This window comes from Microlunatus phosphovorus NM-1, assembly GCF_000270245.1.
Classification (GTDB): Bacteria; Actinomycetota; Actinomycetes; order Propionibacteriales; family Propionibacteriaceae; genus Microlunatus; species Microlunatus phosphovorus.
Genome location: NC_015635.1, coordinates 85,278 through 106,807 on the forward strand (window position 1 = coordinate 85,278; position 21,530 = coordinate 106,807).

21 protein-coding genes and 1 pseudogene are annotated in these 21,530 nt (G+C 67.1%); 11 read left to right on the plus strand and 11 right to left on the minus strand.

What is annotated here, in order from left to right; translation table 11 throughout:
* Position 1 precedes the first annotated feature (1 nt).
* Complete coding sequence (locus MLP_RS00340) at positions 2–370, minus strand: response regulator (RefSeq protein ID WP_013860977.1); 369 nt, start codon at positions 368–370, stop codon at positions 2–4.
* Between the two features lie 29 nt (positions 371–399).
* Positions 400–1,845, minus strand: coding sequence for a TRAP transporter substrate-binding protein (locus tag MLP_RS00345; protein WP_041789550.1), 1,446 nt, complete (start codon positions 1,843–1,845; stop codon positions 400–402).
* Positions 1,846–1,950: 105 nt separating this feature from the next.
* Here MLP_RS00345 and MLP_RS00350 point away from each other — a divergent pair, with 105 nt between their 5' ends.
* Positions 1,951–3,651: a histidine kinase gene (locus MLP_RS00350; protein ID WP_041789552.1), complete on the plus strand. Its 1,701-nt coding sequence runs from the start codon at positions 1,951–1,953 to the stop codon at positions 3,649–3,651.
* Between the two features lie 6 nt (positions 3,652–3,657).
* Here MLP_RS00350 and MLP_RS00355 read toward each other — a convergent pair whose 3' ends face one another.
* Entirely contained in the window at positions 3,658–4,815 is a 1,158-nt protein-coding gene (locus MLP_RS00355) for a CaiB/BaiF CoA transferase family protein (RefSeq protein WP_013860980.1), read from the minus strand.
* Between the two features lie 92 nt (positions 4,816–4,907).
* On the opposite strand from MLP_RS00355, the gene MLP_RS00360 reads away from it, so the two are divergent.
* The 5 genes from MLP_RS00360 (at position 4,908) to MLP_RS25885 (ending at position 9,631) form a co-directional block, all read left to right on the plus strand.
* On the plus strand, positions 4,908–5,249 hold the full coding sequence (locus tag MLP_RS00360) for a VOC family protein (RefSeq protein ID WP_013860981.1): 342 nt from the start codon (positions 4,908–4,910) through the stop codon (positions 5,247–5,249).
* 152 nt (positions 5,250–5,401) lie between these two features.
* Positions 5,402–5,839: a hypothetical protein gene (locus tag MLP_RS00365; protein ID WP_013860982.1), complete on the plus strand. Its 438-nt coding sequence runs from the start codon at positions 5,402–5,404 to the stop codon at positions 5,837–5,839.
* 104 nt (positions 5,840–5,943) lie between these two features.
* On the plus strand, positions 5,944–6,741 hold the full coding sequence (locus MLP_RS00370; protein ID WP_013860983.1) for a MerR family transcriptional regulator: 798 nt from the start codon (positions 5,944–5,946) through the stop codon (positions 6,739–6,741).
* Entirely contained in the window at positions 6,738–7,121 is a 384-nt protein-coding gene (locus MLP_RS00375; RefSeq protein ID WP_013860984.1) for a VOC family protein, read from the plus strand. Before MLP_RS00370 ends, MLP_RS00375 begins: the two co-directional genes overlap by 4 nt.
* 53 nt (positions 7,122–7,174) lie before the next feature.
* Complete coding sequence (locus MLP_RS25885; RefSeq protein ID WP_013860985.1) at positions 7,175–9,631, plus strand: ATP-binding protein; 2,457 nt, start codon at positions 7,175–7,177, stop codon at positions 9,629–9,631.
* A gap of 21 nt (positions 9,632–9,652) precedes the next feature.
* On the opposite strand, the gene MLP_RS00385 is transcribed toward MLP_RS25885, so the two are convergent.
* The 3 genes from MLP_RS00385 to MLP_RS00395 all read right to left on the minus strand — a co-directional run bounded on the left by MLP_RS00385 (position 9,653) and on the right by MLP_RS00395 (position 12,004).
* Positions 9,653–10,324 carry a hemerythrin domain-containing protein gene (locus tag MLP_RS00385; protein WP_013860986.1) on the minus strand — a complete coding sequence of 224 codons (672 nt, stop codon included), beginning with the start codon at positions 10,322–10,324 and terminating at the stop codon, positions 9,653–9,655.
* Between the two features lie 70 nt (positions 10,325–10,394).
* Complete coding sequence (locus MLP_RS00390) at positions 10,395–10,808, minus strand: hypothetical protein (protein WP_013860987.1); 414 nt, start codon at positions 10,806–10,808, stop codon at positions 10,395–10,397.
* Entirely contained in the window at positions 10,805–12,004 is a 1,200-nt protein-coding gene (locus MLP_RS00395) for a molybdopterin-dependent oxidoreductase (protein ID WP_013860988.1), read from the minus strand. The genes MLP_RS00390 and MLP_RS00395 overlap by 4 nt, the downstream gene beginning before the upstream one ends.
* A 207-nt stretch (positions 12,005–12,211) precedes the next feature.
* Between MLP_RS00395 and MLP_RS00405 the strand changes: the two genes are divergently transcribed.
* Positions 12,212–12,625, plus strand: coding sequence for a hypothetical protein (locus tag MLP_RS00405; RefSeq protein ID WP_013860990.1), 414 nt, complete (start codon positions 12,212–12,214; stop codon positions 12,623–12,625).
* A gap of 212 nt (positions 12,626–12,837) precedes the next feature.
* Here MLP_RS00405 and MLP_RS00410 read toward each other — a convergent pair whose 3' ends face one another.
* Entirely contained in the window at positions 12,838–14,028 is a 1,191-nt protein-coding gene (locus tag MLP_RS00410) for a glycoside hydrolase family 1 protein (RefSeq protein WP_013860991.1), read from the minus strand.
* Positions 14,029–14,240: 212 nt separating this feature from the next.
* Here MLP_RS00410 and MLP_RS00415 point away from each other — a divergent pair, with 212 nt between their 5' ends.
* Positions 14,241–14,819, plus strand: coding sequence for an RNA polymerase sigma factor (locus MLP_RS00415; protein ID WP_156820975.1), 579 nt, complete (start codon positions 14,241–14,243; stop codon positions 14,817–14,819).
* Between the two features lie 38 nt (positions 14,820–14,857).
* Here MLP_RS00415 and MLP_RS00420 read toward each other — a convergent pair whose 3' ends face one another.
* Together MLP_RS00420 and MLP_RS00425 are read right to left on the minus strand one after the other, a co-directional pair.
* On the minus strand, positions 14,858–15,238 hold the full coding sequence (locus MLP_RS00420; protein ID WP_013860993.1) for a YybH family protein: 381 nt from the start codon (positions 15,236–15,238) through the stop codon (positions 14,858–14,860).
* Between the two features lie 117 nt (positions 15,239–15,355).
* Entirely contained in the window at positions 15,356–16,261 is a 906-nt protein-coding gene (locus MLP_RS00425) for a cyclase family protein (RefSeq protein ID WP_013860994.1), read from the minus strand.
* Between the two features lie 462 nt (positions 16,262–16,723).
* Between MLP_RS00425 and MLP_RS00435 the strand changes: the two are divergent.
* From MLP_RS00435 to MLP_RS00445, 3 genes and pseudogenes are all read left to right on the plus strand, one after another.
* Positions 16,724–17,955 (plus strand): annotated as a pseudogene (locus MLP_RS00435) (SLC13 family permease).
* 299 nt (positions 17,956–18,254) lie between these two features.
* On the plus strand, positions 18,255–18,593 hold the full coding sequence (locus MLP_RS29395) for a PadR family transcriptional regulator (RefSeq protein WP_013860998.1): 339 nt from the start codon (positions 18,255–18,257) through the stop codon (positions 18,591–18,593).
* The gene (locus tag MLP_RS00445; protein ID WP_156820976.1) at positions 18,590–19,249 is read left to right on the plus strand and encodes a hypothetical protein; all 660 of its coding nucleotides are present in this window, start codon (positions 18,590–18,592) and stop codon (positions 19,247–19,249) included. The genes MLP_RS29395 and MLP_RS00445 overlap by 4 nt, the downstream gene beginning before the upstream one ends.
* 98 nt (positions 19,250–19,347) lie before the next feature.
* On the opposite strand, the gene MLP_RS00450 is transcribed toward MLP_RS00445, so the two are convergent.
* The gene (locus tag MLP_RS00450) at positions 19,348–19,563 is read right to left on the minus strand and encodes a hypothetical protein (protein ID WP_197536480.1); all 216 of its coding nucleotides are present in this window, start codon (positions 19,561–19,563) and stop codon (positions 19,348–19,350) included.
* 37 nt (positions 19,564–19,600) lie between these two features.
* Complete coding sequence (locus MLP_RS00455; RefSeq protein WP_041790737.1) at positions 19,601–21,280, minus strand: glycoside hydrolase family 3 protein; 1,680 nt, start codon at positions 21,278–21,280, stop codon at positions 19,601–19,603.
* Positions 21,281–21,530: the final 250 nt, after the last annotated feature.

Consider the following 21,530-nt stretch of genomic DNA (forward strand, 5'->3'; position numbering starts at 1 on the left):
ATCACCTGGCCAGAGCGAGCAGGGTGGCGGCAGACAACTCGTCCTTGGGTAGGAAGCCGCATGCTGGGCTCGCGCTCAGCCGAGTTCTGTACGACGAAGGGCCACGGCTGGAGATGAGCACGACGGCCGGCGGGTTGCTCCCGTCGCTCATGATCGACTCGCAGACCGCGAACCCGTCGAGGTCGGGCAGGACGATATCGAGCAGCACGATGTCGGGATGCAGCCGCGTGGTGGCGCGGATGGCGTCGGCGCCGTTGTCGGCCTCGCCCACCACGTCGAGACGTCCGTCCGACTCCAGGAGGGCCCGCGCTGCTACACGGAAGCCAGCATGATCATCGACGATCAGCACGGTGCGTCGCACGAACACCATTGTCGTCCTCGATCACCCGGACGCTGTGACTACTGCCGGATCCAGGGTTTGGTGGTGAAGATCGCTCGTGCGATGCACTCCACGCCGGACTCGGGGTTTCGCGGATTGCTGAGCCTGAGTTCACCGTCGGTATAGGTGTAGTCCCAGGTGGTCGTGCTGCCATCAACCTCGAGGATCTGCAGCTGATCCTTGAAGAAGCGGTATTGGCCCTCGGCGCCGAGTTCGCGCGTTGCTCCCCGACCGCCGACTCGAACCCACTGGCGCCAAGTCCCCCGATCGAATTCCATCTCGTAGATCGCGCCTCCGGGACCACCCTCAGGACCTTCGACGCAGCGAGCGTCTTCCGTCTTCACGTCGGGCCAGACGATGGTCATCTCGTAGGTGCCGTCATAGCGGGTGGTCAATGGCTGGTCGGTGCTCTCGGCCTTGGCGCAATCAGCGGACTCGGGGGCGCGATGGATGGCGTTCTTGAGATCGGTGATCTGGTCGAGGACTGCGGCGTTGCCGGGCTGCTGGTGAATGGTGTCGGTGACCGGGACGAGCGCCTTGTGGAGGTTCGCTAGGTCAGCGTTGCTGGCTTGTTCGAAGGTCAGACCGGACTTGCAGAGCGAGGCGATGGCTCTCGCGTCGGCGGTGCGTTCGGCTTCCGTCGCTACTCCTATTGCGTCCTTAGCAGCGGTGGTCAGGATGGTGCGTTGATCGTCGGTGAGCTTCTGGTAGGCGTCCGGATTGCCGATGATCACCAGTGGACGGGGCCACAGATTGAGGTTGCCGGTGACGTACTCGGCATGGTCGACGTAGCGGTTGCCCTGGATGGAGCTGAGTTGCTGCTCGTAGGCATCGAGACCGTCGAGGCTGGCTTCGGGTGGCTCGGCCTTGGTGGTGGCGCCGAGGGTGGTGAAGGTCTGCTCGGCAACGGCGGAGGCTTGGATGCCGACGACCTGGTGTGTGAAGTCGGACGGTTTGGTGAACGGCTTGTGGATGCCGAGGACCTTGCGCATCGGTCCGGGCAGGATGCCGATGCCGACCAGATCGGTCTGATCGAGGCTGGTCAGCAGTTGTTGGGGGATGCCGGCGTCGAAGACCTCGCCCTGGAGCTCGAGACTGTCGATCAGCATCGGCGCGAGCAGGGGTTGGAAGGCAGTGACGCCGGTTTGGTCGAAGGCGCGTGCGCCGACCCAGGCGAGGTCGACATGTCCGCTGCGGACGTCATCGATCACCTGGACTTCATAGTCAGGTTGGCCAGCGTGCTGGTCTCGCACGAAGGTGATCTTGAGACTGCCGTTGGAGAGCTGGTCGACCTCGTCGGCCCAGGCGGTGATCTGTTGGGGGATATCGCTGGTGCTGGCGAACCGAAGTTCGGTTGCCGTAACGTCGGCGGTGCCTCCGGCTCGGTCCTTGGCTTGACAGCCGCCCAGCATCAAGGCAGCGGCCAGCAGCACGACCGTCACGCTCCAGGTCTTCGGTTTCGACATCGGGGACCTCCTCTTCGATGTCACCGACGCTAGGCAGCTAAGACGTGGTCGACATCAGTGCAGACCCTCTATCAGCGGGCGCCTCTGACACATCAGAATGGCACTATGCCGCTGCGCGTGGCGCCGCTCGTCGGCGGCGCCGCTTTGGGACTGTGGGCACGAGCCGTCGCTGTGTCGTCAGCAGGGATCTCCCTGGCCGCTCGGACTTCCTGGGGGACCATCTTTCTGGTGGCCATCGGGTGGTCGATGCTGGTTGCGGCCACGATCGTGCTTCGGGAGCGTCGTCGAAGCGCGCTGCTGCTGTATGCGACCGGGGCTTGGTGGTTCGTCGCCGAGCTGGCCAGTCCGAGCGTCGGAGTGCCGATCGCTTTCACCATCGGACTGGTTCTGTCTGCGGCCGGGCCGGCGCTGGTCACCCACCTGGCACTAAGCCATCCAACGGGTCGGGTCGCCGGCTGGCCGTACCGCGCGATCGTGGTCGCTGGGTATGTGGTGCTGCTGGGGGCGGTCGGCCTGGCCAATGCTGTCGTCTTCGATCCCGCTGCCACCGGATGTCTCGGATGCCCGCGGAATCTGCTGTTGGCCGGCGATCCGATGCTGGCCGATCAGGTCGCCTTGATTGGGGTCTGGCTCGGTGCCAGCTGGTTGCTGCTTGCTCTCATCGGCGTTGCCTGGCGGGTGATCTCGGCGGCACCGAGTTCTCGGAGCGCCGTGGGCCCGGTAGCGGTGGGTGCGTCAGTCTTCCTCGGTGCTACAGCGGCGCAGTATCTGACCAGCTTGTCGGTCGGGACGCTCGGCGCCGGCGGTCCGGCAGAGACCGTCTGGCACCTTCAGGGACTGAGCCTGCTCGGGCTCGCGGTCGCCGTGTGCGTTGAGCTGTGGCGAGCGCGGCGTACGCGCCGGGACCTGACCCGGCTGGTGGTCGAACTTCGTGGTGGTACGCCCGGGGGGCTCCGGGCGGCGCTGGCTGATCGGTTGGGCGATCCGACGCTGGTGCTTGCGTACCCGATCGAGGATGGCCGGCGGTACGTCGACGCCGGCGCACGTCCGGTGCCGATGCCGCCACCCAGTGGTCGGTCGATCACCCGCCTGGTGCGGGATGATGTCGAGCTCGCCACGATCGTTCATCGCCCGACGATCTTGTCGGAGCCCCAGCAGGTCAAGGACCTGGTCACCTCGGTGCACCTTGCGCTGGAGAGTGAGCGGCTGACAGCGGAGGACCTCGTGCAGCTGACCGAGATCCGTACCTCGGGTCTGCGCATTGTTGCTGCCGGAGACGCCGAGCGCCAACGGATCGAGCGAGACCTGCACGATGGGGCTCAGCAGCGGCTGATCTCGTTGTTGTTGGGCTTGCGGCTGATCCGCAGCGAGGCCGCGCTGCCGATACTGGACGATGCCGAGGCCGAGGTTCGCCACACGATCGCCGAGCTCAGACAGCTCGCGCACGGGGTGCATCCCGTGCTTCTCAAGGACGCCGGTCTGAGTGCTGCCCTGGGCGCGCTGGCTGAGACGCGGCCGCTGGTGGTGGCGGACGCCTCCATCGAGCGATACTCCGATGTCGTCGAGTCGACCGTCTATCTGCTGGTCGCGCGGCTCAGCGACGCCGACCGTACCGTGGTTCGGATCAGTCAGAACCATTCCGGGCGTGCGGGGCTGTTGGTCGAGGTATCGGTTGACGGGGAGGCGCAGCCGGAGGTCGAGCTGGTGGATCGAGTCCGGACGCTCGGCGGGGAGTTGGACGTGAGCCTGAGCGAAGGGAGGACGGAGGTACGGCTGTTGTTGCCGATCGAGCAGGCAACAGGGTGACGACCGTCAGCTGGGTCTCTCTCGCAGCCAGGCGCGGATCTCGGCATCCTGCTCGCCCAACCCCGGTGGCGGCAGCCGGTAGCTCGGTGGCGTCGCCGAGAAGGTGATTGGGTGCCGCACACTGCGTACGGGCGCATCGTCGCGGCCCAGTTCGACGACCGGTTCCAGACCGAGTTCCTCCGCGTACGTGATGCCGTCGGCGACGGAGTTGATCGGCCCGCAGGGGACGCCGGCGGCGGTGAGCCGGGAGACCAGCTCGTGGCGATCGAAGGGACGCAGGGCTGCTTCCAACAGGGGCCGGAGTGCGGCTCGATTGACGACCCGGTCGGCGTTCCGGGCGAATCGGGGATCATCGGCCAGTTCCGGCGCGTCGAGCACGTCTGTCAGGCGGCGGAACTGGCCGTCGTTGCCGACGGCGATGATCACCTCGCCGTCGGCGCAGGGGAGTGGCTCGTAGGGGCACAGGCTCGGGTGGGCGTTGCCCATCCGATGCGGCACCACACCGCCGGCCACGTACGCACTGGCCTGGTTGACCAGACCGGACAGGGCCGAGGACAGCAGGTTGACCTCCACGTGCTGACCGTGGCCGGTCTGCTGCCGGTGGTGCAGGGCAGCCAGCACGCCGATCACGGTGTGCAGGCCTGCGGTCACATCGACGACGGCGACTCCGGCCTTGGTCGGCGGCCCGTCGGGTTGGCCGGTGACACTCATCAATCCCGATGCGGCCTGGACCAGGAGGTCGTAGCCGGGGAGCGCCGCTCCCTTCTCCGTCGAGCCGAAACCGCTGATCGAGGCATAGATCAGTCCGGGGTTGGTGGTCTTGATGCTCTCGTAGTCCAGCTTCCAGCGCGACAGGGAACCGGGTCGGAAGTTCTCGACCACGATGTCGGCGCGCCGGGCGAGCTCGCGAGCCAGTGCGGCGTCGGCGGGCTCGTTGAAGTCCAGGATCACCGAACGCTTGTTGCGGTTGACGCTGAGATAGTAGGTGGCCACGCCGTCGTGGGTTGGCGGCTGCCAGCCTCGGGTGTCGTCGCCGCGTGGGCCTTCGACCTTGATCACCTCGGCACCGAGATCGGCGAGCAGCATGGTGGCGTACGGTCCGGCCAGGACCCGCGAGAAGTCCGCCACCAGCAGCCCGGCCAGTGGTCCCGTTGCGTCCTCCATTCGCAGCATTCTGCCCGAGGGAGTGACGGGTCCTGGCGTGACTCCGGTGAACAGTGGTGAACTCGATGGTGAGTGCTACCGAGGAGGAGCCCATGAGTTTGGACCTGTTCGCCGGCGTACCCGTCAGCGACCTGCCCCGTGCCTATGCGTGGTTCGAGCAGTTGCTCGGCCCGCTGGAGTCCTTCGATCCGAACGACACCGAACGGGTCTGGACGGTGACTGAGCATGGCTATCTCTACGCGCTGCTCGCTCCCGAGGACGCCGGCCATGCGCACGTGACGATGTTCGTCGGCGACCTGGATCAGTTCTTGGCGGCGGCGGCCGAGCGCGGGCTCGAGCCAACTGCCCAAGAGCAGTACGAGAACGGCGTACGCAAGGCGATCTTCCGGGATCCGGATGGCAATGAGATCGGCGTGGGCGGCGCCTCCGGGTGATCTCTACGGTGCTCAGCACTGCCCTTCTTCGCCGACGAGCGGACCCGAACGTGGGGGTGGTGTTGGTCTGCTGTGGCTGTCGCGCCGGTGCCGTGGCGAGCAGGCTCGAGACACGCCACCAGCCTGGTGTCGCAGTCCCAGAGGAGACCGTCATGAACGTGACCGCACCGCCGACCCAGTCGGTGTCCAGGACCGCCCGGCAGACCACCTATCGCGCGCAGATCGCTCTGATCATGCTCGCTGCCTTCAGTCTCTCGATCGTGCATACGGTGTACGCCTGGCTCGCCGGGATCGAGGATCCGGGCTTCACCGTGACCACGCCGCTGGCCTGGGGCTTCTACCTCGTGGCCCTCGCCGTCACGGCCCTCGTGCTGCGCGAGGAGCGATGGGCGCAGTTGGTCGTTCTGGTGTTCCTGGTGCTCGTTCTGCTGATCGGGATCTTCTACTACCCGACGATGTTCGAGCTGCGTCAGCAGACGACGTTCGGTTGGTTCGAGAACGATGTCTACCTCGGCCTGCTGATGCTGGCGCTCTATCTGGGGATTCAGCGGTTTCGCGGTGTCACTTTGGTTCCGAAACCAGCCCGATGATCGACCTTGGCGGTAGCTGCTGCTCCGAAATCTTCAGAGACGAGCGCGAGATGACTCGGTCGACGACTTGAACCTCCACCGACTGGAGGTCGTAGCGTCGAATCATGAACGAGCGGCACTGGCGGATCGGCGATGTGGCCCGGGCGACCGGGCTGAGTGTCCGGACCCTGCGCTACTACGAGAGCGAAGGGTTGGTGACGCCTTCCGGTCGTCTGCCGAGTGGCCACCGGGTCTACTCACTGGACGATGTGACCCGGCTCTACCGGGTGTGCGTGCTGCGCCGGTTGGGCCGTCCGATCGCCGCCATCCCGACGTTGGTTGATGCGCCGGACGCCGATCTGACCGGCAGCATCGACGCCCACCTGGCCGAGCTGGACGAACGGCTCGCGGCGCTCGGCCGAGAGCGTGACCGAGTCCTCGCTGTCCGCCGCAGCCTCGCTGAGCGTCCGGTCGGCGATCGGGAGCTGATGTCCCTGCTGGACGACATCGGGGACAGCGACGCAGCGGCTCGGCAGCGCATCGTGCTGCTGGTCTACGACGATATCGCCGCGGCGCATGACTTCCTGGTGACCGTCTTCGGATTCAGTCCAGGACGGCTGGACCGCGACGCGCAGGGCAGGGTGACTCACGGCGAGGTCCACGTCGGCGACGGCGTGGTCTGGCTGCATCGGGTCGCCCCGGAGCATCGGCTGGCCTCGCCGCGCGATCTCGGCGCGAGCACCCATTGCATGGCGGTGCTTGTCGACGACGTCGACCGGCATGCCGAGCGGGTCAGGGGCGCCGGGGGGACCATCGTCGGCGAGCCGGTCGACCAGGACTACGGCTACCGCGAATACAGCGCTCTGGACTGTGAGGGCGGCCTGTGGTCGTTCATGCAACCTCTGGAAGGAGAGACGAAATGAGCATCACCCCCTACCTGTGCGTGGCTGACGCACGACGAGCGATCGACTGGTACGGCGCCGTGCTCGCTGCGCGCGTCACCTACGAGCCGATCATCATGGACGACGGTCGGGTCGGGCATGTCGAACTGACCATCGGGGACGCGGTCGTGATGATGGCCGAGCCGTTTCCCGAGCTCGGGGTCGATGCACCCGACCCGACGGCTGGTGTCTCGGTGAGCCTGCAGTTGCTGGTGAACGAGGTGGACGCGGTCGCGCGGGCGGCGGCTGACGCGGGAGCCATCCTCGACCGCGGCCCGGAGTCGACCGACCATGGCCGGGTTGCCGTGCTGCGCGACCCGTTCGGGCACCGCTGGATGCTGACCGACGGACGACCTGCCTGAGGTGTTGGGTTGCCGCGACGGCCGGCACGGTGCGGGCGGTAGATTCGCGGTCGATGAACGAGGAGGCCGGCCGGCCGAGCACCTTCGCACAGCGACTCCGGTCGCTGCGGGAGGCTGCCGCGCTCACCCAGGAGGAACTCGCCCACCGGGCTGGGCTGACCAGCAACGCTATCGGGGCGCTCGAGCGTGGGGAGCGACGTCGGCCCTACCCGCACACCGTACGAGCCCTGGCCGCCGCGCTGGATCTCGACGACGCAGGGCGAGCTGCGCTGGCGGCGGCTGCGCGGCCGCCGGCTGTCCTGGCCGAGGTCTCCATGCCGACCGTGGACCCGGGGCGAATGGCCGACAGCCAGAAGCCGCGGTCCGAGACCACCGGCTCCCCGTCCGACCCCGCTCCGGTGAAGCGGAGCAGCGCACCGGCGACCCCGTCGACGTCCTTGTTCGGACGCGACGCCGACCTGGCCGACATCGTCGGGCGGGTGCGGGCGGGCGACGTTCGGCTGCTGACTCTCACCGGGCCGGGTGGTGTCGGCAAGACTCGGTTGGCGCTCGCCGCGGCTACCCGGCTCGAGCCCGACTTTCCCGATGGTGTCGCGGTGGCGGAGCTGGCGCCGGTGGCCGATCCGGACCTGGTGCTGTCGACCGTGGCCGGGGCCCTCGGCCTCCCTCAGGTCGGCCGACTGGATGTGATCGGGCAGCTGGCTGCCTTCCTCGGTGGGCGTCGGCCGCTGTTGGTGTTGGACAACGTCGAGCATGTGCTGGCGGCAGCCGGCGATCTGGTCGAGCTCGTGGCTCGTTGTCCGCGGTTGACGATCGTGGCGACCAGCCGGTCACCGCTGCGCATCGGCGCCGAGCAGGTGTTCCCGGTGTCCCCGCTGGGGCTCCCGGTCGAGCCGAGTTCGACTGCGGTGCTGAGTTCGCCTGCCGGTCAGATGTTCCTCGACCGGGCGAGGGCCGCCGCACCTGCCTACTCGGTCACCCGCGAGTCTGCGCCCGCGATCGCCGCGATCTGCCGTCGGCTGGACGGCGTACCGCTGGCCCTCGAGCTGGCCGCCGCGCACGCTCGACTCCTGGCTCCGGCGACGTTGCTCGATCGCCTCGATCAGGCGCTGGCCGTGGGCCGGAGCCGGGAGCTGCCGCCACGACAGCAAACGATGCAGGCGACGCTGGACTGGAGCCACGGCCTGCTGACGCGAACGGAGCAGGTCCTGCTCCGCCGACTCTCGGTGTTCGCCGGTGGGTTCACCCTGCCGATGGCCGAGGCGGTGATCGAACGGCTTCCGAAGAGTGACCTCGAGGTGTTCGCAGCGCTCGCCGGTCTGGTCGAGCAGTCGCTCGTCGTCGGTCCTGACGTGAACGGCAGATACCGCTTGTTGGAGCCCATCCGCCAGTACGCCGCCGTTCGCCTAGCCGATGCGGACGAGGCCCCGATGATGTCGGCGGCGCTGGCGGAGCAGGTGGCGGATATGACGGCACTGGCCGGAGCCGGACTGCGGGGGCGCGAGCAGCGGTGGTGGCTCGACAGCCTGGACTGCGAGCACGCGAACCTGCGAGCGGCTCTGGCCTGGCTGGGCGAGCACCCCGAGACCGGTCGGGCCGCGCAGCTCCTCGCAGACACCTGGCTTTACTGGGCTCTGCGCGGCCGGGCAGGTGAGGCCTTGGCACTGCTCGACCAGTTGCCGGGTGGAGACCCGGAGAGTCCCGGGCCCGAACGACTGGAGGACCGACATCGGGCGGCAGCATTGATGGCGCTTGCGGGGCTCCGGTATGCCACTGGAGATGTGGCCGGCACTCGTGTCGCCGGCGGCGGAGCGATCGAGAGCGCACGGGCGAGCGATCGGGTCGAGCTGCTCGGCGAAGCGCTGGTGCTGGCCGCCTCTGGTGCTGCTTTCGCGGGCGATATGTCGGCGGCCGCCGATCTGCTTGCCGATGCTTCGTCGTTGGGTGCGGGCGTCGATCCCTGGGTGGTGGCCCACCTCCGGCTGCTGCACGGTCAGATCGAAGTGCTCACCGGCGATCTGGAGGCGGCCGGGCGCACGCTCGTCGACGGCGAGCGGTTGGCCCGCCTCCTGGGGAGCCCTTTCACTCTGGCGACGATCCTCAATGTGCGGGCCAGCCTCGCGAAGCTGACGGGCGAGGACGCCGAGGCACTGGAGCTGCTGATCGAGGCGGCCGCTCTGGCCAGTGAGGCCGGCATCAGCTGGACGCAGGTCTACACCCTTCCGGGGCTCGCCGACCTGGCCGTACGAGGTGGGCAACCCGAGCTCGCGGTCCGCCTCTACGCCGCCGGCGCGGCGCTGGCCGACGGGACCGGCTTGGCGGTGTCCTACCCACCCGACGTCGAGCGGGGTGCCCACGGCATCGCCCTGGCCCGCGCGCAGCTCGATCCGCCGACGTTCGAGCGTCTCTGGGACTCCGGGCGTGGGCTTGACCTCGACCAGGTGGCGGCGCTGGCCGAGTCGCTGCGAGGCGAGCGCTTCCCGCCGTCGCAGCAGAACCAGGCCGATTGAGGTGGCCCCGCTTCGGTGAGGTCAGGCGCCGCGGACGCGCCGTACGTACCGGCGGTACTGCCAGGCACCGACGGTCCGCAGCAGCAGTTGGACGGGTATCGGCAGGCTGCCGAGCATCATCACTCGCTCCTGGGGTGTCGCGTCCTCGAGAACCATGCCGAACAGGATCGGCAGGTCGGCCTTGTCCATCTCGCTCGTCCCGTGCTGGCCGAGCGCAGCCCACTCGGTCGGCGTCAGGTGCCGGGCGGCCAGCGGCAGGATGTGGAGTTCCTCGTCGTCGAGGTGCTCGACCAGCGCCTCCCGCAGCTCCTCGATGGTGGCCGCGAGCTCCGCGCCGGTGGCTTGACGGGCCTCGGCCTCCCACCGGTCGAGAGCATCAGGGAGCCGCTCCACGACGTCCTCGACCCGGTGGTGCTGCTCCTCCATCCGGTGGATGAGGTCGGCCGACGGCGCTGCTCGATCGAGCAGCTTCGGCCACAACAGCAGGTCCTCACCGGTGTGATGCAGATGCAGCCCGGTCAGGGCGAGCCGGATGTGCTTGGCGATCACCGCAGCGCGGGCGACATCGCCGGGCGCGACCTCGCGTACGAGGCGGGGCGCCAGGGCGAGCTCGCGTCGGAAGGCACGATGCACGACCACCATGTCGTGCACGTCGGTCAGCTGGCCGGGAGTTGGATTCGTGAGATTCGTCATGACAACGAGCCTGCCGAGTGCGGGCGGAGGTGAACAGGAACGCTGCCCACACACCTGCCCCACACTCGGCTCAGGGGCCTCTGGTGCGCGCCACCCGGATCGCGTACGCGACGCTCGTCCCGACCGCGATGATCACCAGCAGCACCAAGAGATTGACTCGGTAGTCCTGCAGCAGCATCGCCTTCGCGGGCGGCTGGCTGAACTGCCGCAGCATCAGCGGCACGGCGATGACCGTCACCGCGGCGGCGATGATCAGCCCGGCCTGGACGAACGCACGCCCCCGATCGGGGACGAACCGACGCAACACAGCGCTCACCGCCAGCACGAGAGGGGTCAGCACACCAAGTTGGATGATCACGGCCGCAGCCAGCCAGCCGATCAGCACCAACAGGGTGGCTCTCGGCAGCCCGTGCACCAGCCAGCTCACGCCGTAGATCAGCAGCAGACCACCGACGACGCCGAGCACGATCCGGATCGCGTTCACGACAGCACCTCGATCCGGGTCAGCCACTTGGTGCAGAACAGCTCCGCCCGGTTGGGGGCGATCAACCGGAGCGGATAGCCGTGATCGAGAGCGAGCCGCTCCCCGTTCAGGTGGGTGGCCAGCAGCGCCTGCGCGAGCTGCGAACCCCAGATCTGGGAGGACTTGATGCCGGTCCGATCCAATGACCGGACCAGCACGCGCGATCCCGGACCGCCGCCGGCCCGCTCGACCAGCTCGGGCAGCGGGATCCCGCGCCAGTCGGCGGCGACGCTCCAGCCCTTGTTGGCCGCGACCGGCAGGTGCGCCTCCGCGGTGGCCAGCGCATCGAGATCGGCGAGCCCGAGCACGTACGGGTTCGGCCCGACGATCTCGAGTTGCCAGGCCGGATCCTGGGCGGCCTCGACGACGCCGGCCTCGGCGGCGGTCTCGCTCACCGGTACGCCCTGCCAGCCCTTGCTGGGTTGGCGGATCGCCAGCAGGCCGAGCGGCTCGAGTGGTCGGATGCTCTGCCCGACGGTGGTGATCACGATCAGCCCGATGCCGGTGCCCGCGGCGACCAGCACACCGCGCCGGGAGATGCCCGGTGTGACCGGAGGCGGCAACGGACCGGCATTGCTGTGCGAGTCCGGGTTCTCGTCCCACGGCACCTCCGACAGCACGTCACCCTCGGCGAGCTTGGTGCCCAGGCCGTAGCGGATGTCGGGCAGCTTGATCGCGATGTGGATCAGCAGCGAGCCGATCACCACGTACGCCAGCGCGTAGTGGACGACGACGAAGTCCCAGCCGAACGGATACCAGTCGAGCAGATTGAGGAGCCCGGTCACCAGCTGCACACTGACGGCGGCGATCAGGACCACCGCACTGGCGATCTCCAGCACCCGCTTGACCGAGCGGAACGGTGGCCAACGGAAGGTGGTCGGATAGACCGACCAGAGCTTGATCAGCACCAGCGGAATGCTGGCCAGGCCGGTCGTGACGTGGATGCCTTGGGTGAGCCGGTAGCCCCAGGCCGGGACGGCCGGTTTGGGTAGCCAGGACGTGCTCAGATACTGGGTGTAGCTGAGCAGACCGGTGAGGAAGCAGATCCCGAACGCGATCCCGAGGGCGCGGCCCAGCCGGGCGGTCAGCGCCGTCGATCGGACGGTGCTGGTGAAGTGCGGCCACCACGTTGGGCGTGCCGCAGCAGATCCGGGCACCTCACCAGTGTGTCGCCTGGCACCGGGTCGGCGGAAGGCCTTTTGGGGAAGGCATTGCCGCCACGGCCTTGCCGAACGCGAGGCCGAGCAGCTGTGGTCGCTGCCGGATGAAACGGCAATGATGGTCGGCGAGGGCGAGCAGCCGGTCGGACCTAGCCCTTGACAGTGTCAAGATGCCGACGTCGACCATGTACGAGGGAGTCGATCATGGATGACGCAGCAACTGATGGCCGGACCCCCACGCGGATTGGGCCACTGCACGTCGCCGCGGCTACCGTGCTGGCTTGGGCCGGCTTCTTTGTCCACAACATCGCCGACCTGCCTGGGCAGACGCTCGCGAGCTCGGAGTCTCTCCTGCCGACCGTCGTCTGGCTGGTCGCGGCGGCGTTGTGGTTGCTTCCACGCACGCGCCGCGCCGGTGCTTGGTCGCTGCTGGTGTGGTCGACGATCAACCTCGTCGGTGCCGTGCTCAGCGTCCTGCCGCTGCCGTTCCTCCCGTTCGAGCCGGAGCAGACCGTGCGGCACTATGCGTTCCACGGCGTCTACCTACTGTCACAGCTGCCACTCATCGCGGCCACCTGGATTTGGCTGCATTCCCTGGGAGAGCGCCGGCGCGCTTAGTGAGACCCGGCCAGGCAATGGCGATCATGGCGCCGGGGGTCGCGCCCAACGTTCCGTACCGACGCTCAAGCAGGTCAACGACCTCCAGGTCGTCGAACGCCGTCACGTACCGCGGGAAGACGATGTCCCGCCAGACATCGGCAAGATGTTCGCCGATCAGTTCGCGGGTCGCCAGCAATTCTGGGTGATCAGGGCGCTCAGTCGGGTCGCCCTCAGTCGATGAGCGCTCCGTTGCTTGCCGCAACCGTGCCCAACCAGGCCAGACTCGGCTTGGGCGTACGGTCGAAGTCGCCGCCGCGGTCGACCGCGATCAGCCCGAACGTCGGTCCGTAGCTGCCCCACTCGTAGTTGTCGAGCAGCGACCAGTAGCAATAGCCGAGCACCTCGACCCCATCGGCGACGGCACCCTTGAGTCCGGACAGTGCCCCGGTCACGTACGCGATCCGGCGCTCGTCGTCATCGGTCGCGATGCCGTTCTCGGTGACCAGCAGCGGAAGGCCCTTCAAATCCCAGACCCGACGCAGGTTGATCGCCAGTGCATCGGGGCGGTAGGCCCAGCCGGTGAGGGTGTTGTCCGGATGCGGCGGGTGGGGGACGGGGCCATTCGCATCGACGGGCTGGCTGGTATAGCTCTGGATGCCGATGAAATCGTCGCCCTCCGTGGCGTCGAAGAAGACTCCTTCCCAGGCGTCGAACACCTCCTGCCACTTGGCCTCGTTGCCCTCGGTCGGCATGAACGCCTGCGTGGCCGGCGCCCAACCGATCTTGGCGCTCGTCTTCGCCCGGAGCACATCGCGGGCGGCATGATGCATGGCGGCCAGGATCGGGACCAGCTCTGCATCCGGTCCGTCCGCCAACGCCATCGCCACCGTGACCGGCTCACTGCCCTCCGACGGCGCGGCATACAAGCCGGCGAACAGCGCGGCGATATTGGGCTCGTTGATCGTCACGACCCAGTCGATGTCGTGCAGGATCTGGCTGACATAGTCCACGTACGCCGCGAAGCGCTCGACCGCGTCGTCGCGGTGCAGTCCACCGTTCTCGGTGAACCAACGCGGATAGGTGAAGTGGTGCAACGTGATGATCGGCAGCACCCCGTGGCGCTGGCACTCGTCGATCATGGCGCGGTAGTGCAGCAGTTGAGCGCGGCTGAACTGACCCTGAGCCGGCTCGATCCGAGCCCACTCGATGCTGAACCGGTACGCCTTCAGACCCGCCTCGGCCAGCAGCCGGATGTCGTCGGGGTAGCGATGATAGGAATCGCAGGCGTCACCGCTGGGCTCGGCGAACCGACCGCTGCCACCCTGCTCCAAGACCCAGAAATCGCTGTTGGTGTTGCCGCCCTCGATCTGGTGGGCGGCCGTGGCGGCACCCCAGATGAAGTCGTCACGGAGCTGTGTCATGGGGGCCTCTCGCCGGTGAGGATGCTTCCGTGAATCTAGCGGATGACCTCATCCCCGATGTGGGGGATCAGCCGCATCGACTGGTGCGCTGTGGTTGCTTCGATTGAGGTGAAGCAACCCTGACGCACCAGTGAGTGCGCACTCACTCCGCGCTGACCTCGGATTCGCGCCTGTTCTTTCCCTCGGTCAGACGCGGGCCTAGGCTGCTGGGCATGAGCGTGGAGGACTTGGACACGCGAGACGACGGCCGCCGGGCGCTGCTGACGGAGATGATCGCCGACGATCCCGAGCGGCTGCGCAGGCGGAGCATCTCGTTGGGTGTTCCTCGGGACGAGGCGGATGACGTGGCGCAGACGGCCTTGCTGCGTGCGTGGCGGTCGATCGAGCATCTGCATGCGCCCGAACCCGGTCAGATGTGCGCGTGGCTGGATACCATCGCCCGCAATGCCACGATCGATCTGGCCCGCCAACGATCCCGCCGTCCAGCGAGTGAACTCGACGACGATGTGGCTTCAACGGAGAGCGTCGCGGGGGAGGTCGAGATGAGAGTCATCCTCGACAACGCCCTGCGCGCCTTGCAGGAGCTCCCCGAGAACCTCCGCGAACCGCTGCTGCTGAGCGCAGTCGAACAACTCTCGGCACCGCAGATCGCCGAACGGTTGGCGATCACTCCGGCTACCGCGCGGCAGCGGATCGCTCGCGCTCGCAAGGCGCTCGCCACCTGCCGCGTGTCGGGGATGTCGGACTCCGATGTGTCGGAATCGGCCGTAAGGGCCGGTCACGCTGGGTGACCGGCCCGTCCTTGCGATCTCAGGCGGTGCCTGCGATCTCAGGCAGTGCCGAAGGGGTTGTCGATGACGTAGCGCCAACCGTGCTCTTCGTCGTAGGCAGCCACGTCGGCCGTGGTGCCGGCGAGGGCGATCTCGGAGCCGTCGGGTCCGGTTCCGGTGATCGTCCAATCGGCGATCGCGAGGCTGGTGCTCCCGCTCTGGAAGACGTGCCGAACGACCATCGAGATCGGCAGGTTCAGGCCGAGGAACTGCTCGAGCGCGCCGCGGACGGCGGCTTCGCCCTGGACTGGCTGGCCAGGGGCCGGCACGAACACCACGTCGTCGACATTGAGGGCCATCAGGCCGTCGAGGTCGCGAGCGTTGAAACGGTCGGCGAAGGCCAGGTTGAGCTGGTCGAGAGAGGTGACAGGGGTTGCCATGGGTGGTCCTTCCGATATCGGGTCGGCGTTGTGCCGGCCTCCATCTGGGAAGACGCCGCAGCGCCCGAAGTGTGACAGCGCGCCCGAAGTGTGACAGGGGCTCGCGAGCCGCACGCTTCACTCGATGATGGCGTGTGCTCGCACAGGAAAGGTGCCCAGCCGGGCGACCTTCGGTGGTGCGGCGTGGAATCGGAATCCCTCGACCGGCACGGCGGCGAGATTGGTCAGGTGCTCGACGATCGGGATGCCTGCGGCGAGCAGTTCGGTGTGCGCAGGGCGTGCCCCGCCGTCGGTGTCGTCGATGTTGAGGGAATCGATGCCGACGAGCGCGGCGCAGTGATCGCGCAGATAGCGGGCGGCACGTTCCGTGAGAAACGGGTGGCCGTGGAAGTAGGCCCCTGTGCCCCAGTGTCGATCCCAGCCGGTGTGGATGAGCACGGCACGACCCTGGCAATCGACGGGGACGAAGTGATGCCAGTCGATCGCACGCTCCTGCGTCCCCACGACGTTGACCACGACTCCGGGCAGATTCGTCACTCTCTCGAGGCTGACCTCGGACAGGTCGTGTCCATCGGCGTAGCGATGAAACGGTACGTCGATGTAGGTGCCGGTGTTGGCGACCATCTCGATCCGGCCGATCTGGAACTCCGTGCCAGTCTCATAGCTCTGCCGTGAAGCCTCGCGGGACAGGTGGTCGCAGATGACCGGTCCCGGCAGTCCCGGATAGGTGATCATGCCGGCCTCGATCGTGTGGCTCAGGTCGATCACGGTTGGTCGAGGGTTGCTCTCGGAAGATGCTCGTGCGACAGACGGCGTACGTTTGTGCGGCTCTTCGATGACGCGTTTGTTGAGGATGCGCACCGTGCCGACCATCAGCAGACGCAGGTCGCGGATGATGTATGCCGCGAGTGCGTCGTCGTCGATGTCCTCGCCTTCGATATCGAGCCGAAAGCCTTGCCCCTGGATGCCGCCGCCGTTGGAGAACTCGACCTCGAAGTCGAAGCAGACCCGTTTCTCACTCACCCTCAGCATTCTCCTATTCAAGGTGTTGTGTGACGGCACCGTGAGCAGGGAAATGTGCTGTTTCCGGCGTACCTGCGGAGTGCCAACCTCCCATCTTTCATGCGCCTGGTGCAGTACGAGGACGTCCGCGAGGGAGATCGCCTCAAACTGGAGGCGCTGGCACGGGCGATCACTACGCCGAGGCCCGGGGCGATGCGTCCCCGAACGTCCGGTTCCTGGACTTCCCCGGCTCGGGGTGAGAGTAGCTCCGCCCAAGGAACCTTTGACTTGGCGCAGCTCGTGGAAGTGGCGGCAAGAGACAAAGTCGAGGTTCGGTTTGAAGGCACGATCACACTGCGGAGCAGAGCCGACTGAGTGTCAGACCGAGTTTGCTAGTCTGCGCGCAGTTTTCCTTCACTTCAACGCCGAGGTTACGGAGTTCCGTTGTCCCCGGAAGCCGTCAGTATCGTCATTCTCGCCGTCATGTTCATCATCGGCACCTGGCGAGAGGTCAACATGGGCCTCCTTGGGTTCATCGCGGCGGCCGGCCTTGGGATCCTCGGCCTCGGCCTTGATCTGGATGAATCGCTCGCCGGATTCCCGGTCGATCTCTTCTCACCCTGGTCGGGCTGACCTATCTGTTCGGTTTCGCGCAGAACAACGGCGCAATCGACGTACTCGTGCACTGGTGCGTGAAACTCGTGCGGGGACGGGTCGCCGCTGCCCCCTGGATCTTCTTCTTCCTCACGGCGGGCCTGATCGCGTTCGGCGCCCTCTTCGCGGTGGCGATCATTGCGCCGCTGGCGCTGCGCTTCGCCCGCAAGAACGGGCTCAACACCTTCATGACCGGTCTGCTGGTGGTGCACGGCGCCCTGGCCGGTGCCTTCTCGCCGATCAGCGTCTACGGCGTCTTCATCAACGACTACCTGACCAAGAACGGGTTCGAGTCCACGCCGTTCATCCTGTTCATTGCCCCATTCCTCTTCAACCTCGTCTTCGCCTTGGTCGACTGGCTGGTGATGCGCAACCGGCCGGGCCCGGTTGCCGCGGGCGATCGTGACATCGCCGATCCGTCCTCGGGGAGCAGCGCCAGCTCAGTCGCCGTGGCGACGAAGCTGACTTCGTTCCAGCTGGTGACCCTCATCGGCCTGGCGGTGATGGCCGTTTCGGTGATCGGGTTCGGCTGGGACATCGGGATCGTCACGATCACGATCGGGGTGGTGCTCGCCACGCTCAGCCCCAAAGACGGGAAGGCGGCGCTGGCGAAGGTCTCGTGGCCGATCGTGGTGCTCATCACGGGCGTCCTTTCCTACATCCACATCCTCGAGGAAGCCGGCACGGTCAGCTGGGTCTCCGACGCCATCATGGGCCTGGGCGTGCCACTGCTCGCCGCGCTGCTGCTGTTCTACCTCGCGGGTTTCGTTTCGGCGCTTGCTTCGTCGCTCGGCATCATCGGCGTGGTGATCGGACTCGCGGGTCCCTTCCTCGCGTCCGGCGACGTCCACGTCGCAGGCTTCGTCGCGGCCCTCGCGATCTCCGCGACGATCGTGGACATCAGCCCGTTCTCCACCAACGGGGCCATGTTGCTGGCGAACGTCGACGCCAGTGTTCGTGACCAGTACTACCGGAAGATGCTCGTCTACGCTGGCCTGATGTGCCTCATCGGCCCAGGGCTCGCGTGGTTGGTGATGGTCATTCCCACCATGCTCGGCTGAGGCTGACCCATTCGAGTCCGTATTCCAGGGTTTGTGATGGCCGGCGAGCTCAGTGTCCATCTCGACGGGGTGCGGATCGGCATTCCCTCTCAACCCAATCGCGGCAGGGAGCACTCGCCACCATGAACCGGCGAACCGCACGGTAGCCCGGCGAATCCGCAACCATGGCGGTAGTCCCGGCGGCGAGCGTCACCGAGGATCGCGCGACTTCGCCGACCTTGGACGAGTTCCGGGCACAACTGCTGGCGTACGCGGGCATGCGCCCTGGACATTAACTCTATATAGATCGATAATTGCGTATGGCCCGAACCAGACGACCCTCACCGCAGACCATCGCGGTGTTGCTTGACCTGGCAGAGCGCGGGGACGAGTGGTCCCACGGTTACGATCTGTGCGGGCGGCTGGACATTGCGGCCGGCACGCTCTACCCGATCCTGATGCGCCTGAACGAGCGTGGGCTGCTCGAAGCGATGTGGGAGAGCGACCCTCCGCGCGGGAGGCCGGCTCGCCATCTGTATCGGCTCTCACCTGAAGGTGCGGTCATCGCTCGCGAAACCGAAGCGAGCGGCGCACCTCAGACAGCGCGTGAGGTCACTCCCTCGTCTCGGGTGGGTGCAGCTGGGTGGGCGATCGCATGAGCAGTCGTGATGCAGCTGCGCGGATGCTGGATCTTGCGACCCTGGGGTTGCCCACATCGCAGCACGAGTGGGGCCGCGCGATGCGGGCTGAACTGAGCGCGATCGAGAACACCCGCGACCGCAGGCGTTTCGCCACCAGCGTCGCTCGGGTGACGGTGTTCACGAGCGTGGGAGGTCAACTCGTCGTCGCCGTGCTGATCGGGCTGCTGGTCGCCGTGCTGACGCTGCTGACATCGAGACACCAACTCGGCGACCCTTCGGCGGTAGGGGTTGTGACGACAACCGTGCCGATTCCCGCGCTCTTCTTGCCGACGTTCGCCATGGCTGCTGCCGCTCTCGCTCGCAGTTACACCGTTGGTGTTCGAGCCGGTCTCATCGGTGGTGTCGTGTGCCTGATCGCGGTCTCGGGAGTGCTCGCCTTCGAGGGCATGGTGTGGATCGGCCAGCGCGGCATCTTTCCGCTCGACGCCGACCCGCCCCGAACCAGCATCGGGCCGAGCGAGGCCGCACTGGACATCTTCATCACCGGAATGTGGATCGGCCACCTCATCATTTGGTTGTCCGCCATCGTCGTCGCCGCAGGGGTGGGCGTGGGCATCGCGCGCATGGCCTCCCCGCAGACGCTGACCGCGGAGAAGGCGCGTCGTACGTCGTGAATTTCCCGCACCCTGCCAGTGGCGGGCGGAAGGCCGGATCTGCTCCGACCTGCTGGCAGCGCGGTCTCAGGGGCCGGCGAGCAGATGCAGCAGAGGCATCAGCCGCGTGCGAGGTGAATGATCAGCTTGCCGTCATCGTCGATCTCGGAGTACGACTCGCCGGCGGCCGCGAACCGTGCCGTGTAGTTCAGTTCGCCGCGCAGCGCCACGATCCGATTGGTCCATTCCTCACGAACGATGGCCTGCTCTCGCTCGCCGAGCGAATCGTAGGATTCGGCCCCGCCGAGAACCCTGGCGATCTGGCGGTGGCTCACCTGCGTTGACATCTCCAGCTCACGCCCGATGCGCGCCTTAGAGCCGCGTGTCCCAGCGCCCGCAGAATGGGTCGGCCGGGCTCACACCCGTGAACGCGGAGCGCCCCGTGAGCTTGTCGACCAGTGACTTCAGGATCGTCGGCGTGCTGCCGTACGTGTTGATGAACGTCTTGACACGTGGCACATCGAGCAGGTGGTACGGGTTCTCCAGCGAGATGAAGATCGTGGGGACCGATGCTGCGAAGTGCGGCGCGTTCGCGCCCATCGGCTGCGCCCACGTGATGCGCACGGTGTTCTCGGCGATCTGCGTCGAGATGTTCGCAACATAGACGATCGCGTCGTACTCGTCGATGACGTCGGTCGTCGGCCCGGCGTCGAACGAGGTCGGTGCGACGTACGGCGTCGCCTCGAACCCCTCGGCGACGAGCAGCTGACGCACCTCCTCGCACGCGCCGACGCGCACGCCGTACGACGCGCTGGACTCGTCCTCAAGAGGAATGAAGAGGATGCGCTGGTGCGTCTGCGGAGACAGCGGCAGCAGGCCCGCCTGCTCCTTGACGAGCGTGATCGACCGGTCCGCGCACTCGGCCGTCCACTGCTGGTGCTGCTCGCGACCGACTACCTCGCGTGCTGCCTGTGCCGACAGGGGCGCGGTGGCTCGGTGCAGCCCGAGCGCCGCCTTGAGCCCGAGCACGCGGGCGACGGCGCTGTCGAACCGTCCCGGCGAGATCGTGCCGTCTTCCACGCCTGCTCTCATGAACGCCACGTCCTCCTCGAGGTTGCGGGCGAAGAGGAACATGTCGGCACCGGCGGCGATGGCACCCGGGACGGACTTCGAGCGCGCCATGGGGATGGTGAACCCGGCCATCGTCGACGCGTCGGTCACGGTGAGCCCGTTGAACCCGAGCTCGCCGCGCAGCAGGTCGCCCATGAGCTCGGGTGCGAGGCTCGCGGGGAGAATGTCTTCGTCCTTGATGCCGGGGCGGAGCTTGCGGGAGTAGTCCGGCTGTTGGATGTGCGCCACCATCACAGTCATCGCGCCCGCCTCGATCGACGCGCGATACGCCTGGCCGTAGGTCGCATCCCAGTCCTCGACCGAGAGGTCGTTGACCGTCGTGACGAGGTGCTGGTCGAGTTCGTCTCGTCCGTCGCCCGGGAAGTGCTTGATGGATGCCGCGACCCCGTGCGCCTGCACAGCCTCGACGTAGGCGACACCCATGTCGCGCACTCGCTCCGGATCGGAGCCGAAGGTGCGCAGGTTCGTGATCGGGTTGCGGAAGTTGTAGTCGATGTCGATGATCGGCGCGAACGCCCAGTTCGCCCCGACGGCGGCGCCCTCGGCGCCGCAGACGTCACCGAGTCGAGCCGCCATCGCGACGTCGCCCGTCGCCGCCACCGCCGTCGGAGATCCGAAGCTCACACCGCCGTTGACGATGCCGTTGCCGCCCTTCTCGAGGTTCGCCGCGATCAGCGGCGGCACGTTGAGAACGTCCCGGAGCAGGTTCGAGAACTCGACCTCCGCCTCCGCGTCACCCGGCACGTACATGAGACCGCCGGGCTTGCAGACCTCCAGCGACGCGACGAACGCATCGCGGTCGAACGACCCCAGGATGTTGCAGAAGAGCTGTCCGATCTTCTCGTCTTGACTGAGCCGCGCCAGGGTCGACTCGACCCACGCGATCGCCTCGTCGTCGAGTGCGAAGGGCGGACGCCGCATAGCATCCAGGACACACTGGACATCGTTCTCGATCACAGGGCAACCTCCACACTGAGTAGTCGACATTCGGACTGTAGCGGGCGAGCACGGGGGTCCCGCCATCAGACGAGGCAGTCCCGAATTTCTCGACCTGGTCGAATGCCTCCGTCGATCCATAGCATGGGATGTATGGACGGCATCGTGTGGTGGGAGATCGAGACGGCTGATCCGGAGCGGTTCCAGCAGTTCCACGCAGCGTTGTCCGGCTGGT